Annotated in this window: 14 protein-coding genes; 8 read left to right on the top strand and 6 right to left on the bottom strand. The window is 67.1% G+C overall.

What is annotated here, in order from left to right:
- Position 1: 1 nt before the first annotated feature.
- Together ASG64_RS10255 and ASG64_RS10250 are read right to left on the bottom strand one after the other, a co-directional pair.
- Positions 2 to 943: an ABC transporter permease gene (locus ASG64_RS10255; protein ID WP_056073313.1), complete on the bottom strand. Its 942-nt coding sequence runs from the start codon at positions 941 to 943 to the stop codon at positions 2 to 4.
- Positions 944 to 1,978: an ABC transporter permease gene (locus ASG64_RS10250; RefSeq protein WP_235579565.1), complete on the bottom strand. Its 1,035-nt coding sequence runs from the start codon at positions 1,976 to 1,978 to the stop codon at positions 944 to 946.
- Between the two features lie 242 nt (positions 1,979 to 2,220).
- On the opposite strand from ASG64_RS10250, the gene ASG64_RS10245 reads away from it, so the two are divergent.
- The 5 genes from ASG64_RS10245 (at position 2,221) to ASG64_RS10225 (ending at position 8,684) form a co-directional block, all read left to right on the top strand.
- Positions 2,221 to 3,798, top strand: a complete 1,578-nt coding sequence (locus tag ASG64_RS10245; RefSeq protein WP_056073309.1) for an ABC transporter substrate-binding protein — start codon at positions 2,221 to 2,223, stop codon at positions 3,796 to 3,798.
- Positions 3,799 to 3,812: 14 nt separating this feature from the next.
- A complete protein-coding gene (locus ASG64_RS10240) occupies positions 3,813 to 4,994 on the top strand; it encodes a sialidase family protein (protein WP_056074302.1) in 1,182 nt (393 codons plus the stop codon).
- Positions 4,982 to 5,665, top strand: coding sequence for an SDR family NAD(P)-dependent oxidoreductase (locus ASG64_RS10235; RefSeq protein WP_056073306.1), 684 nt, complete (start codon positions 4,982 to 4,984; stop codon positions 5,663 to 5,665). The genes ASG64_RS10240 and ASG64_RS10235 overlap by 13 nt, the downstream gene beginning before the upstream one ends.
- Before the next feature lie 76 nt (positions 5,666 to 5,741).
- Complete coding sequence (gene pdxA / locus ASG64_RS10230) at positions 5,742 to 7,907, top strand: 4-hydroxythreonine-4-phosphate dehydrogenase PdxA (RefSeq protein WP_056073303.1); 2,166 nt, start codon at positions 5,742 to 5,744, stop codon at positions 7,905 to 7,907.
- A 9-nt stretch (positions 7,908 to 7,916) separates the two neighbouring features.
- The gene (locus ASG64_RS10225; protein ID WP_056073300.1) at positions 7,917 to 8,684 is read left to right on the top strand and encodes a DeoR/GlpR family DNA-binding transcription regulator; all 768 of its coding nucleotides are present in this window, start codon (positions 7,917 to 7,919) and stop codon (positions 8,682 to 8,684) included.
- 85 nt (positions 8,685 to 8,769) lie between these two features.
- Here ASG64_RS10225 and ASG64_RS10220 read toward each other — a convergent pair whose 3' ends face one another.
- The 4 genes from ASG64_RS10220 to ASG64_RS10205 all read right to left on the bottom strand — a co-directional run bounded on the left by ASG64_RS10220 (position 8,770) and on the right by ASG64_RS10205 (position 12,009).
- The gene (locus tag ASG64_RS10220; RefSeq protein ID WP_056074301.1) at positions 8,770 to 9,012 is read right to left on the bottom strand and encodes a response regulator transcription factor; all 243 of its coding nucleotides are present in this window, start codon (positions 9,010 to 9,012) and stop codon (positions 8,770 to 8,772) included.
- Positions 9,013 to 9,158: 146 nt separating this feature from the next.
- Positions 9,159 to 10,175 (bottom strand): hypothetical protein, encoded by a 1,017-nt coding sequence (locus ASG64_RS10215; protein WP_156388344.1) that lies wholly within the window; start codon positions 10,173 to 10,175, stop codon positions 9,159 to 9,161.
- Complete coding sequence (locus ASG64_RS10210; RefSeq protein WP_082518377.1) at positions 10,172 to 11,389, bottom strand: sensor histidine kinase; 1,218 nt, start codon at positions 11,387 to 11,389, stop codon at positions 10,172 to 10,174. Before ASG64_RS10210 ends, ASG64_RS10215 begins: the two co-directional genes overlap by 4 nt.
- On the bottom strand, positions 11,353 to 12,009 hold the full coding sequence (locus ASG64_RS10205) for a response regulator transcription factor (RefSeq protein WP_056074299.1): 657 nt from the start codon (positions 12,007 to 12,009) through the stop codon (positions 11,353 to 11,355). The genes ASG64_RS10210 and ASG64_RS10205 overlap by 37 nt, the downstream gene beginning before the upstream one ends.
- Before the next feature lie 210 nt (positions 12,010 to 12,219).
- Here ASG64_RS10205 and ASG64_RS10200 point away from each other — a divergent pair, with 210 nt between their 5' ends.
- Genes ASG64_RS10200 through ASG64_RS10190 form a run of 3 tightly spaced genes read left to right on the top strand, consistent with a single transcriptional unit; the run spans position 12,220 to position 14,877 of the window.
- Positions 12,220 to 13,257 carry an ABC transporter substrate-binding protein gene (locus ASG64_RS10200; RefSeq protein WP_235579602.1) on the top strand — a complete coding sequence of 346 codons (1,038 nt, stop codon included), beginning with the start codon at positions 12,220 to 12,222 and terminating at the stop codon, positions 13,255 to 13,257.
- Positions 13,254 to 14,057, top strand: coding sequence for an ABC transporter ATP-binding protein (locus tag ASG64_RS10195; RefSeq protein WP_056073292.1), 804 nt, complete (start codon positions 13,254 to 13,256; stop codon positions 14,055 to 14,057). Before ASG64_RS10200 ends, ASG64_RS10195 begins: the two co-directional genes overlap by 4 nt.
- A complete protein-coding gene (locus ASG64_RS10190; RefSeq protein WP_056073289.1) occupies positions 14,050 to 14,877 on the top strand; it encodes an ABC transporter permease in 828 nt (275 codons plus the stop codon). Before ASG64_RS10195 ends, ASG64_RS10190 begins: the two co-directional genes overlap by 8 nt.
- The last annotated feature ends 7 nt before the right edge of the window (positions 14,878 to 14,884 follow it).

Raw genomic sequence — 14,884 nt, 5'->3', positions numbered from 1 at the left:
GTCAGGCCTTCTTTCCCGAGATGGCGAAGCGCCCCAGCAGAGCCTTGAGGCCCGAGCCGGCGGGACGGTCGCGCAGACCGTCGCCGAGGAGGTTGACGCCGATGACGAGGAGCACGATGACGAGGCCCGGCAGGGTGACCAGCCACCACGACGTCGTGATGTAGTCCTGGCCGTCGGAGATGATGCGGCCCCACGTGGCGAACGGTCGCTGCGGTCCGGCGCCGAGGTAGCTCAGCGCGGACTCGAGGAGCACCGCCTGGGCGAGCAGGAGCAGTACCACCAGCGAGGTCTGCTTGATGACGTTCGGGATGATGTGGCGCGTGAGGATGGCGACCTTGCCGAGTCCGAGTACCCGCGACGCGGCGACGTAGGGCTTCTCTCGCTCCACGAGCACCAGAGAGCGTGTCAGACGGGCGATCTCGGGCCACTGGGCGATCGCGATGACGAACGTGATGACCGGGATGGACGGCCCGAAGAGGGCGACGACGAGGAGCAGCATCATGAGCAGCGGCAGGGACAGCTGCGCTTCGAGCAACCGGCTGATGACGGTGTCGACCCAGCCGCCGAAGTAGCCGGCCATGGAGCCGAGGGTCAGGCCGATGAGGCCGGAGACCAGCACGGCGAGGATGCCGACGAGCAGTGACACCTGACCGCCGTAGAGAACGCGGGCGAGAAGGTCGCGTCCGAGCTGGTCGGTTCCGAACAGGTGGCCGTCGGTGAGCGGTGCGAGACGGCGAGCTCCGAGATCGGTGGCGTCCGGATCCTGCAGCGGCAGTACGCGAGCGAACGCGACGGGGAGGATCACGACGAGTGCGCAGACGCTGCCCACCCAGATCTTCAGTCTGCTGTCGCGGGCGCGCCGAGTGGGGCCTGCCTTGGCGATGTCCTTCGCGGTGACCGCCGACGGGCGCTCCGCCTGCGGGGGCTCGAGTGTTGTGGTCATCTAGGACGTTCCCTTCCCCAGGCGGACACGGGGGTCCAGAAGCGGGTAGCAGAGGTCGACGAGGAGCTGGACGAGGACGGCGAGCACCGCGGTGACGAGCACGGTGGCCTGGATGAGGGGGTAGTCGCGGGTCTCGAGCGCGCGGACGACGAGCGATCCGACACCGGGCCAGGCGAACACGACCTCGACCACCACGACACCGTTGAGCATCGACGCGAAGCGTGTACCGAGGGCGGTCAGGACGGGGATGGACGAGTTGCGCAGGGCGTAGCGCCAGATGAGTTTCCGCTCCGACACCCCGCGTGCGCGAGCCACCGTCGCGTACTGGGACCCGAAGGCACCGACCATCTCTCGACGCACCATGCGGGAGATCAGGGCGATCTGCAGGATGGCGACGGTGACCATGGGCAGGACGAGAGACGACCACGTCGCGAAGCCGGCGGCCGGGAAGATCGGGATCACCACGGCGAAGATGGTGATGAGCATCAGGCCCGTCCAGAAGTCGGGCATCGACTGTCCGGCGATCGTGACGACGTTGGCGCCCAGTTCGCGGCGGGTGTCCGCGCGGCGTGCCATCCAGACACCGAGAGGGATGGCGAGCAGTGTCGTCAGTCCGATCGAGGCGACCGTGAGCGTCAGTGTGTAGGGGAGGCGATCGAGCACCACGTCGAAGGCGGGCGCCTGGAACGAGTACGACGTTCCGAGATCGAGCTGCAGCAGTCCCTGCAGGTACTTCAGGTACTGCGTGATGATCGACTGATCCAGCCCCATGCTCTGACGGATCCGCTCGATGTCCTCGCTGGAAGCCAGCGGGCCCGCCATCGCGTAGGCGGGGTCGCCGGGTGCGAGACGGATCAGCACGAACACCGTAGTGAGCGTCAGGAAGATCGCGAGCGCGCTCTGACCGAGCCGCTTGACGATGTAGCGCGCAGTGCCCGCGGACTTCGACTTCGTCTTCGCGGGTTCGGCGGCCGGCGCGTCGGCGGGCGTGATCATGCCGGCGGTCACCGGGTCACCGTCCGTCGGACTGCGCATGTGTTCGTGGTGTGCATCGAACGACCTTTCGGGAGATGCCTCTGCGCTGGCTGGTCACGAGCGCGGGCTTCGATGTAACTCAGCTCACAATGACACTTGTGCGCGAATCACGCAAGTAGTAATTCGTAGTTGCGTGTTGTGTGCAGACCTGCGTACAGTCCAGGTGTGCTTGCGGTCACAGTGCAGCTCCGCTCCTGACCCGCAACCCCTCATGACGCTCGAAGTTCGAAGAGAGGTCGACGATGACCAGATCACCGTTCAACCAGCAGTTCTCCCGCCGCAATCTCCTGCGCGGCGGGATGCTGCTCGGTGGTGGCGTGGTGTTGGGCGCGGGTGCCAGTGCGTGCGCCACGCCTACCGGCACACCGGGCCCCACAACGGTGAGCCTGGCGCTCAACCGGTCGCTGGTGAGCCTGGACAACAAGCTCAACCAGTTCGACGCCGCCCTCACGGTGCAGCGCGGCGTGCGCCAGGCCCTCACCGAGATCGACGCGAACCTGAAGCCGCAGCTCGTCCTCGCCGACCGCTTCGATCTGGTCGAGCCCACCCGCTGGTTCGTGCACCTGCGTCAGGGCGCCGTGTACTCCGACGGCTCGCCCGTGCAGGTGCAGGACGTCGCAACGGCCATCCGGATGTACAGCGAGGTCGACGGATCGTTCGTCGGCGGCTTCTTCCCCGAATGGCCGACGGTCGAGCAGATGGACGACACCAGCTTCTCGTTGCTGACCACCAAGCCCGTTCCGGTGCTCGACTACCTGATGTCCAACATCCTCATCACGCCGGCGGCCGACAACAAGCCCGAGGAACTGCAGACCGGGCTCGGCTCCGGCCCGTACGTCGTGACGTCGGCCGACCGCGGTACCGGCAACTACACGCTCGAACGCAACACCTCCTACTGGGGCCCGGCGCCGAACATCGAGACAGTGCGCGTGCGCTTCGTTCCCGAGGAGTCGTCGCGCGTCGTCACGCTGCGCAGCGGCGAGGTGGATGTCATCGACTCCATCACGCCCGATGCGGCGGATCAGCTCGAAGGCTTGTCGAACGTCGTCGTCGACCGGGTCGATGGCGTCCGGCTCAACCAGCTGTTCTACAACTTCCGCAAGCCTGCCGACCATCCGCTCGCCGATGCTCGGGTGCGTCGCGCGCTGACCTACGCCATCAACGGTTCGGCGCTGATCGACCAGGTCATGCAGGGATCGGCGACCGCGTCCAAGGGCGTCATTCCCGCGATCCTCGACGGCGCCATCGAGACCGGCGAGTACACGTACGACCCGGCGCGGGCGCGTGGCGAGCTCGACGCGCTCGGCATCTCCGATCTGGAACTCAAGATCATCTGGGAATCGGGCGAGTTCGCTGCCGACACCGACATCATGGAGTCGGTCGTCCAAATGTTCTCGGCGATCGGCGTCCGTACCACGTTGCAGCAGTTCGAGCCGGGCGGCGACATCATGCAGTGGCGTCAGGGCAAGGCGGGCGACTGGGACATCCTGGGCAACGGATTCCCGAGTCCGACAGGACTGGCAATCACCATCATGCAGGGCATGTACGCCGGCACCCCGGAGAAAGAGCAGACCCGAGACACCTATCACGGGTACATGTTCCCCGAGATCGCCGCGGCCATCGCGCGTGCGTCCGAGGAGGTCGACGAGACCCGACGCACTCAGCTTCTCGCCGACGCGCAGCGCCAGATCTGGGACACCGTGCCCTGCCTGTGGTCCTTCGTTCCCAAGTCGGTGATGGCGCATCGCGAACGCATCCAGGATGTGACCCTGCGTCCCACCAACTCCTACAACCTGTCCGCCGCGACACTCGTCAGTTGATCGAGGAGATCCCCGTGACCACCACCCTGGATGCCGACGGCATCGTCCGCCCCACCGCCGAGCCCGGGCGCCGTGATGCGCTGTTGACCCCGCCCGAGGTGCAGAACCACGCGGCCAATCTGGCTGTGCTGCCGGACGGTTCACTTGCGTGCGTCTGGTTCGCCGGCACCCAGGAAGGCGTACCGGACATCAGCGTGTGGTTCTCACGACGGGACGGCGACGAGTGGTCGCAACCGATCCGCCTCTCGGACGACGGGACGCGGTCGGAGCAGAATCCCGTGCTCAACGTGCGTGAGTCCGGTGAGATCTGGCTGCTGTGGACCTCGCAGCACGCCGGCAATCAGGACACCGCACGGGTGCTGCGGCGGATCTCGCCCGACGGCGGGCGCACCTGGGGCGAGACCGACGTCCTGATCCCGGAGACCGAGGCCGGTGGCGTGTTCGTGCGCCAGCCCATGGTCACGCTGCCGTCCGGCCGGATCCTGTTGCCCGTCTTCCACTGTGTCCGCATCGAGGGACGCAAGTGGGTGGGCGACCGCGACGACTCCGGCGTCATGGTGTCCGACGACGACGGTGCCACGTGGCGCGAGGTAGTCGTTCCCGACAGCATCGGCTGCGTCCACATGAACATCGGCCGCCTGTCCGACGGCCAGCTCGTCGCGCTCTACCGCAGCCGGTGGGCGGACCACGTCTATCGTTCCGTCTCCGACGACGACGGTGACACGTGGAGCGCTCCCGTCCCCACCGAGCTGCCCAACAACAACTCGTCGGTGCAGTTCGTCGTGCTGGCCGACGACCGACTCGCCCTGGTGTACAACGAGTCCAGTCGTGAAGACGCCACGGCGCGCCGACTGTCGCTGTACGACGAGATCGACGATCACGGCATCGCGGAGAAGCAGGAGACGGTCGAGGAGGACTCGCCCCTGGACGACGGCGACCCGCGGCACGCCTTCTGGGGCGCACCCCGAGCGCCGATGGCCCTGGCGATCTCATCCGATCGCGGTGTCACCTGGCCGGTGCGCCGAAACCTGGAGGAGGGCGACGGGTACTGCCTGTCGAACAACTCCCGTGACGGATTGAACCGCGAGTTCTCGTACCCGTCCATCGTGGCCGACGGCCCGACGCTGCACGTGGCCTTCACGCGCTTCCGTCAGGCCATCGAGTACTGCGAGGTGCGGCCGGAGTGGCTGTCGTGAAGCACGCCGTCGTCACGGGCGTCAGCTCGGGAATCGGTGCGGCCACGGCACTCTCGCTTCTCGACGATGGGTGGCGCGTCACCGGGCTGAGTCGTCGACAACCGGAGACCGAGCACGAGAACCTGACGTGGGTCGAGGCCGACCTGGGCGATCTGGACGCGGTGGCATCGGTCGCGTCGGGCCTCTCCGCGGTCGATGCCGTCGTTCATGCTGCTGGACTGCAGCGTTCGGCACCGCTCGGGTCGCTGAATGTCGACGACCTCCGCGACATGTGGCAGGTCCATGTCGCCGCGGCCGAGGTCCTGGTGAACGGCGTGGTCGACGCTCTGGAACCCGGTGCCCGCGTCGTCCTCGTCGGAAGTCGCACCATGACCGGCAATGCCGGCAAGAGTCAGTACGTCGCCACCAAGTCCGCTCTGACGGGCATGGCGCGGTCGTGGGCCATGGAACTGGTGTCCCGCGGCATCACCGTCAACGTCGTTGCGCCCGGACCCACGGACACCGCCATGCTGGGAGATCCCTCGCGCTCACACACTCCGCCCAAGCTCCCGCCCCTCGGAGCCTTCATCGACCCGTCGGAGGTCGCGGGGCTCATCGGATTCCTGCTCGGCCCTCTCGGTCGCAACATCACCGGCCAGGCGATCGTGCAGTGCGCGGGAGCGTCGTTGTGAATCGACTGCGCGAAACACGCAACTCCGCTACAGTTGTGTGCGTGGTTCGCGCAAAAGAGGGAAGGGCGGTGCAGCGATGACCTCACTCGTCGTACTGGCCGACGACCTCTCCGGCGCCGCCGAGGTGGCCGGGGTGTTCCTCGACCGCGCGCCCGACGTGTCTTTGACTCTCGACGCCGTGATCGGTTCCGCGGCAGTCTCCGTCGTGGATCTCGACACCCGAGCGATGGCCGCCGAGCAGACGGAACTGCTGGTGTCGTCCGCGCTGCGCTCCGTCCCGTCGGGCAGCCGGGTTCTCGCGAAAATCGACTCGTTGCTGCGCGGCAACGTCGCAGCCACGGTGCGCGCCCTGTCCGAGCGCGGGCCGGTGATAGTCGCCGGCGGCCTCCCGCTGCTGAACCGGCTCGTGCGAGACGGCGTACTCCACGTCGACGGAGTGCCGCTTGCCCACACCGACCTCTGGCACGCCGAGTCCGGCGAACCCCCGGAGTCGTTGCCACACATGCTCGATGCTCCGCTCGTCACCATCGACGCGCTCTCGGCCGCGACCGGGGTCGTCGTGTGCGACATCGAGTCCGACGCCGATCTCGACGCGGTGGTGGCGGCAGTGGCCGACCGCCCCGACGTGGCACTGGTGGGCACCTCGGCGCTCGCCGCGGCCGTCGCCCGGGGTCTCGGTGATACTGCGACACCTTGCTCCGTCTCGCGCACGGGCGATCCCGTCCTCGTCGTCGTGGGCACCGCCTCTTCGGTGGCCGTCGATCAGGTGCGGCGTCTCGCCGAGGACGGCGTGCGACTGCTGGCCGTGGACCCGGCCGACCTGCTCGCCGAACGGTCCGATCCGCACACGCTCTCCTCCGCGCTGCGCGACGGCTCGGTCGCGCTTACCGTGACCGGCTCCGTGGACGTCGCACGAACCCGTGACCTGTCCTTCGCCCTGGCCGAGTACGTCCGAGCCGGCACCGACGGACTGTCGGTCGACCTCGCGCTCACCGGCGGTGAGACGGCACGGGCCGTTATCACCGCGCTCGGCATCGACACCCTGCGCCCGCTCGGGCACGTGCATTACGGCGCTGTCGTGTCCGTCGACCCGCGGGGCCGACGCGTCGTCACGCGGCCGGGCAGTTTCGGTGATCGAGACAGCCTGTCCGCCATCCACTCCTACCTCACCGGCGACTCGCCGGACACCACGCTCCGACCGAAGGACTCAGCCATGACATCGACCGATCTCCAGACTCTCGACCTGCCCGTGGTGGCCCTGACGATGGGCGACGGCGCGGGCATCGGCCCCGAGGTCATTGTCCCCGCCGTGCTCGACGCGAAGGTGGCGGGATGGTGTCGGCCCGTCGTCATCGGTGACGCCGCGCGTCTTCGTCTTGCCGCCGACGTCCTGGGTGTGCAGTGCGACATCGTCTCGATCGAGCGCATCGCGGACGCCGAGTTCACCAGCGGGCGCATCAACGTCGTCGACCTCGGGTTGCTGCCCGCGGATCTGGCATGGGGTGAGCTATCCGCAGTGGCGGGGCACGCTGCCTACGAATACATACGTGTCGCAGCGGAACTCGCCGTGGCGGGCGATGTCCAGGCCATCTGCACGGCACCGCTCAACAAGGAGGCGCTGCACGCCGCCGGACACATCTTCCCGGGCCACACCGAGCTGCTCGCGCACCTCACCGGTACCGAGGAGGTGTCGATGATGCTCTCGACGCCCAAGCTCAAGGTCATCCACGTGACCACCCACATCGGACTGCTCGACGCCGTCGCGAAGATCGAGCCGGGACTCGTCGAGCGCACCGTCCGCCGCGGCTACGAGGCGCTGGTGCGATCGGGGAACAGCAACCCCAAGATCGGCCTGTGCGGCATCAACCCGCACGCCGGCGAGAACGGCCTGTTCGGGTACGGCGAGGAAGATCAGAAGATCGTCCCGGCCGTCGAGAAGCTGCAGGCGGACGGAATCGACGCGGTCGGACCGCTGCCCGCGGACACCGCGTTCTTCCTCGCGGGTCGCGGTGACTACGACCTCATCGTCGCGATGTACCACGACCAGGGCCACGGACCGGTCAAGGTTCTCGGCATCGAGGCCGGCGTGAATATCACCGTGGGACTCCCCGTCATCCGCACCTCCGTCGACCACGGCACCGCGTTCGACATCGCGGGCAAGGGCATCGCCGAGGCGGGCAGCATGGTGGAAGCGCTGCGACAGGCCGCCGAACTGGCGACCAGTACCGCCGACGTCGGCTAGGTTTCGGGTATGGCGCTCAGGGAGTCACAGGCGCGGCGCGCGGAGATCGTCCGCCTGGCCAAGACGAGTGGTCTGGCAAGTGTGGAGGACCTGTCGGTGCAGTTCGGCGTGACGGCCTCGACCATCCGCCGGGATCTGTCGCAGCTGACCGCCGAGGGACTTCTCGCGCGCACGTACGGGGGCGCGATCGCGCTCGATCCGCACCCCGAGTCGTCACTGCGCCAGCGTGCGGTCGAGGGCTTCGACGCCAAGCGTGCGATCGCGAAGTGGGCTGCGGGAGAGGTGCACCCGGGCGAGACGGTGCTGCTCGACGCCGGCACCACCGTCGGTGCCATGGGCGAGTACCTCCGTGACTCCACCGGACTCACGGTCATCGCTGCGGGTCTCACCGCGCTCGAAGCGCTGGCGGATGCCGACGACGTGCGTGTCGAGTGCCTGGGCGGCACGCTGCGTCACCTGTCGCAGGGATTCGTCGGACCGCTGGCCGAGGCGTCTTTGGCACGGGTGTCGTTCGACCGCGCCTTCCTCGGTGCGGACGCGGTCACCGCCGACCGCGGCATCTGCGAGGCCGAGCTGGAGCAGACGCGGCTCAAGGAGTTGATGATCGAACGCGCCGGCACGGTCTACGTGCTTGCGCACGCGGCGAAGCTGGGTCAGCGTCCGTTCCACGCCTGGGCGCCCCTGCCCGAGGGCGTCACCCTGGTCACGGACGCCAGTGCGACCGAGGAGCAGATGCAGCCCTTCCGCGATGCCGGGGTCACCGTCGTCGTGGTCTGACCGGTGGAGTTTCTGCTCCTCTCGGCACCAGAATTCGCGGGATCCCGCGTCACATGAGCTCGAGAGGAGCAGAACAACCCCCGGCTCAGAGTTCGCCCAACGTCACATGCCCGTCCTGCAACGCCCGCGCGACTAGGGAGGCCTTGGAGCCGGCGGGGCGGCCGACAGCGTCGTACTTGTCGCGGATGCGGGATATATGGGTGCCGACGGTGGCGGGGGAGATGTAGAGGGTGCGGGCGACGGTCGTCTTCGAGTCGCTGATGATCCAGGCGCGCAGAACCTCGATCTCCCGCGCGCTGAGTGCTGGTCTCACTACGTCGTCGGTCATCACTGCCTGCATCGAATGGCCCCCTGCGTTCGCCATGCCGCCGTCATCGTCGACATTTCTGGAAAGACCGTACGTTTTTGTTCGGGCGACGCGGTAGCCGCGTCTTCGGGGGACCCGCATACCGGGGGCACCGTTCGCCGAGCGAACTAGTCGCCGGTCCTGCGTCCGCTGATGTCGAAGTCGGTCCGTCGGGGGCCGTTCTGGTCGTCGACGAAGATGGATGCCATCACGTTCCTGCCGCGAGGATGAATGCGCACCCTGACGTCTCCGACCTCTGCACGTCGCAGCGTGTCGACCACGGAATCACGCACCCACTGCTGCGCGGTGTCGGCCGTGTCGTCCATGCCGTGGTCGTCGATCAGCATGACTTCGACGCCACGACTCCGCGCGACACGTGCGGCGTCGTCGATGCGGGGGTCGGACAGCGCCGGGGCGCGGAGACGATCGCGCAGATGCGCCTCGAGAAGTTCGCAGGACTTCCGTTCCGCGTCGGTCAGCTCGGGTCCGTGGGCGATGCGTTCGAGGAGTGGGCGCGCGAGCCGGTCGAGATGGCGCAACCGGGTGTCGCGTTCGTCCATCGCGGCCTGGGATGCCGTGACCGCGGCGGCACGACGCTGCGCCGATTCACGCAGTACGAGAATCGAATTGCTGTTGGGGCGCAGGGTGAGTGACAGGAACGTCGACATCAACAACACGCCGGCGTCGGGGAAGACGTAGATCGCCCCGGCGACGAAGCCCTGATCGGTTGAGAACCCCCAGAAGCCGTATGTCGCCGCTGTCCCGACAAAGCCCGCCCATGCGGCACCCGGTCGTCCTCGCACACACAGAAAGCAGAACAGCGTTGCCCCCGCACCGTGGGTCCACGCCTGTAGCGGAGTGAGGAAGGGTGCGGGGAACGCCACCAGATGACACGCGGAGGCGAGCGGACCGGCAGCCGCCACCAGCACGGTGGGGAGGCGAGGAAGTGGATCGCCCGCGAACGAGATCAGTCCGATTGTCGCCAGCGCCAGAACGATGGTTCCGGCAGCGAGAGGCCACCACGACGACGCGCCACGCGAGGTCTGCACCGTGACCAGGACGAGCACTCCGACATAGAGGGTGACGATCACCCGAGCCCATCGCGTGTGGAGTCCGAGGACTCCGCGGATGTCTCCCGCGCTCATGGTCGCGTCCATTCGAGCCGGACCGAGGTGCCCGACGCGGGCGCGGATTCCACCTCTGCTGTGCCGCCGGGGAGCAGAGTCATCCGTCCGCGCACACTCACGGCCAGTCCGAGTCGGTGGGCCGGCACCGACGCCGGATCGAATCCGATGCCGTCGTCCGCAACCGTCATGGCGAGGTGGTCGTCCGAGACGGAGATGTCCACGCGTCGCACGGCGTCGCGACCGGCATGTCGGACACTGTTCCGCAACGCTTCCGAGGCCGCCGATGCCAGCGTGCTCACGACGTCCGCCGGGTACCTCGACTCGTCGTCGGCGGTGATCACTGCCTGCGGCGGGATGGCCGGGTCCACGTCGGCGACGGAGTGTCGTAGCCGCGCCAGAACGGAGTGGGCGTCGAGAGTGGCGATCGGGTCGGTGTCGCCCTGCGCGAGCGTCCGCATCTCGGCCAGGGTGTTCACAGCTTGCCGAGCCACGGATGGCGTCCGGCCCTGCCGCGCCGCGGTGAGGAGAGTGGTCATCACGCCGTCGTGGGTCAGGGCGTCGAGTCGGTTCCTCTCCAGCGCTCGGGCTTCGAGGGCGGCGGCGTCACCGGCCGTCGCGAAGGCGGAGTCGCGGGTGGCGTCGAGTACCCGCGCCGAGTGGATGCCCATGACCGACGCGGCGACCGGCACCAGGCAGAACGCGAGCGTCCACGCTGCGTCGACGACCACGGGATCATCACGGCCGGGAATTCGCACCGCATGATTGATGGCGCTCACCGCGAAGACCACGGCCGTCAGGTAGACGAACGGCCACACGGGTCGCCATGCTGCGGCCGCGGTGAGTGCCGGCAGACCGACGAGCGCCTGGATCCAGATGGCGTTCGAGTCGAGAAGGTTGCCGTTCCAGCCGAGAGGCCATAACGCCAGCGCGAGCGCGTATCCCACGGCGCTGGTGGAGGCGGCAGTGCGCAGACGGCTCGTCGAGGCGCGACGGATCGCGAGTATGCCGGTGGTCACGCCTGTTCCATACACGGAGATCATCGCCAGGGCAGTCCACCACCAGGCCATGACGTCGAGGGATTGGACGATGGAGGGCAGGGTGACGAGAAGAAAGAACAGATAGCCGACGCCCGCGAACAGCGTGAACTGCTGCACGATCCGGCCACCCGCGGCCTGCTCGAACGGGTGGGGAGAGCTCAGCTGCGTCGGAAGCGACGCGGAATCGGCAGCCATCCATCCTCGATCGCTCGTTTGTACAGGTCGATCTTGGTCGGTGCGGGACGTCCGACCTCTCGGTACTTCCGTCGTATGCGGTCGACGTAGTCGGTCACGGTGTCGGGGGAGAGCCCTGTCTCGCGCGCCACACGCACCGTCGGTTCGCCGGCCGCGTAGAGCTGGAGAACCTGTCGCAGCCGAGGTGACAGATCGACGAAGTCCGGGTCGGAATCGATCGCCGCTGCCCAATCCATCGTGGCCACCTGGTGACCGGCCGCCGCAGCGCGCACGGCCTCGTGAATCTCGTTCTTGCGCGCGGACTTGCGGAGAACCCCCAGCACCCCCGCGGCGGCAGCGAGTTGGACGAGGTAGGCCTCGTCACCGGATGTGTAGACGAGCGTGTTGACGCCGGCGTTGCGAAGGGTCTCGACGTTGGTCGTGGGGGACGAACCGTCGCCGAGTCGCAGATCGAGAACGACGAGGTCGAAGCTGGTTTTCAGCTGCAGCAGGCCGTGCACGGTGTCGGACCCCGCGACGAATTCCATGTCGTCGCCCTCGTCGATGATCGACCTGAGTCCTTCGACGACCGACTCGTGGTCGTCGACGACACCGATACGCCACGGTCGCGCTCCCGTCACGTGCCCCACCCCCGCTGAGCATTCATGGCGACATTGTCACCCAGTCGGTCGAACAGCGCCACAGAATCACTCTGATCGTAAGGGTGACTGTGTCCGATACGTCTGACATAGGTTTCCTCGCACCGGCCGGTTCCGGCCCTTGCCATCACGAGGAGATCAGTAGGCATGTCGAGAGTTCCCCTGCACCGCAGTCTGGTTCGCGCAGTATCGATGGTGGCCCCCCTTGTCGTGGGCGCGTCGACGATGGTGGCGTGTGCGGGATCCTCCGACGTGGCGACGACATCCGACGGCCGAACGGTCCTGCGGTATCAAGGATCCGCGAGCCAGGTGACATTCCCCGAACTGGCCGAACACCGCGGATATTTCGACAAGGTCTCGCTCGACTGGGTAGGAGACACGACCAGCGGCCCCCAGGACATTCAGTCGGCCGCGACCGGGGAGACGGAATTCGGTGGTGCGTTCAACGGCGCCATCGTCAAACTGGCCGCGTCGGATGCGCCGATCCAGTCGGTCATCTCGTACTACGGCGCTGACAAGGACACGTTCAACGGCTTCTACGTCCTCGAGGACAGCCCCATCCGCACGGCGCGCGACCTGATCGGCAAGAAGGTCGCGATGAACACTCTCGGTGCCCATGCCGAGTTCATCATCCGGGAATGGCTTGCACAGCAGGGCTTGTCGAAGGACGAGATCGCGCAGGTCGAGTTGACCGTCGTGCCGCCGGTGAATACCGAGCAGGCGCTGCGCCAGGGCCAGATCGACGTCGGCACCCTCGGTTCGGTGTTCCGCCAGACCGCGACCGAACGTGGCGGACTGCGCGAGTTGTTCACCGACGAATCCCTGTACGGCACATTCTCGTACGGGACGTACGTGCTGCGGAAGGACTTCATCGCGCAGAACAAGGAGGCAACGGCCGACTTCGTCCAGGGTGTTGCCCGAGCGATCCGCTGGACGCAGACCGCGCCGCGGGAGGACGTCATCGCCGAATACCGGTCGATCATCGCCGGGCGAGGTCGCAACGAGAATCCCGACCTGGTCGGGTACTGGAAGAGCTCGAGCGTCGCTCCGGGCGGGGTGATCGCCGACAAGGAGTTCAGCATCTGGATCGACTGGCTCACACGCAACGAAGGACCGATCGACGACATCACCGCGAGCGATATCTACACGAACGAGTTCAACCCGTACTCCAACGGCTCCTACCCGGTCGACAGCGACGCCGACGGTCAGCCCCTGGCGGCTGCGAAATGACCGCCAAGCTGGTGCTGGAGGGTGTCGGCAAGGAGTTCACGTCACGCGGCTCGAAGGACGCCGTCACCGCGGTCGACGGTATCGACCTGGAGGTACGGACCGGTGAGTTCCTGGTCCTCGTCGGACCCAGTGGCTGCGGGAAGTCGACGCTGCTCGACATGCTGGGTGGACTCAGCTCGCCGACTCGTGGCCGAATCCTGCTCGACGGCAGGGAGATCGACGGTCCCGGGCTGGACCGGGGCATCGTCTTCCAGCAGTACGCGCTGTTCCCGTGGCGCACTGCCCGGCGCAACGTCGAATTCGGCCTCGAGGCGAAGGGCCTGAACAAGACGGACAGGCGGGACGTAGCCGACCACTACCTCGAACTCGTCGGACTCACTGCCTTTGCCGATCGGTACCCGCACGAGCTGTCCGGTGGCATGAAGCAGCGTGTCGCCATCGCGCGGAGTCTGGCCTTCGACCCGGAGGTGCTGCTGATGGACGAGCCGTTCGCAGCTCTCGACGCGCAGACACGTGAGTCACTCCAGGACGAACTCCTGCGGATCTGGAAGGCGACCGGCAAGACCATCGTGTTCATCACCCACGGTATCGACGAGGCCATCTACCTCGGACAACGCGTTGCCGTGCTGACGTCGCGGCCGGGACGCATCAAGACCGTCGTCGATGTCTCGCTCGATCGCAGTGTCCCGGACATCAGGTCGGAGGCGTCCTACAGAGCTCTCCGCCATCACGTGTGGACGCTGCTGCATTCCGAAACCGAACGCGCACAGGCCGACACAGTAGGAGCGTCCCATGGTTGATCTGCTCACCACCCCGGCGACAGCGACGACGGTGATCACCGATCGCCCTCGTCGACGTCCGTTCACGGCAGTCTGGAGGTTCGTGCGGCCACTGGTCGCGATCGTCGCGTTCCTCGCGTTGTGGGAAGTGGCGCCGCGTGTGGGCCTGGTCGACGCCGTCTTCCTCCCGCCCTTCTCGACGGTCGCCTCCGCTTTCGCCGAGCTCGTCATCAACGGCCAACTGTGGGAACACGTATCGGCGAGTCTGGGGCGCGCCGTCACGGGCTTCGGCATCGCCCTGATCCTCGCGGTCCCGCTGGGGGTGGTGATTGCTTGGTACAAACCGGTGGCCGAGTTCCTGGGCCCGATCCTCGAACTCTTCCGCAACACCGCCGCGCTCGCGCTGCTCCCCGTGTTCATCCTGATCCTCGGAATCGGGGAGACGTCGAAGATCGCCCTCGTGCTGTACGCGAGCACCTTCCCGATCCTGCTGAACACGATCTCAGGTGTCCGCACCGTCGAACCATTGCTGATCACGTCCGCCCGCTCCATGGGTCTGAAGCCCCTGGCGCTGTTCCGCAAAGTGGTCCTGCCGGCTGCCGTACCCACGATCTTCACCGGTATCCGCATGGCCGCGGCGTCGTCCATCCTCGTCCTGATAGCTGCCGAGATGGTCGGCGCGAAAGCAGGACTCGGCTACCTCATCACGGCGTCGCAGATGAACTTCCAGATCCCGAACATGTACGCCGGCATCGTCGCGATCTCGCTGATCGGACTCGCCTTCAACGGCGTCATCGTTGCCGTCGAGCGCCGCTTCTCGCGCTGGCGCCCCACCACCTGACAGGAGA

The sequence above is a fragment of the Rhodococcus sp. Leaf247 genome (assembly GCF_001426185.1).
Taxonomy (GTDB): Bacteria; Actinomycetota; Actinomycetes; order Mycobacteriales; family Mycobacteriaceae; genus Rhodococcoides.
Note: the sequence above shows the minus strand (reverse complement) of the source record. Positions and strands in the feature narration are given on the sequence as shown.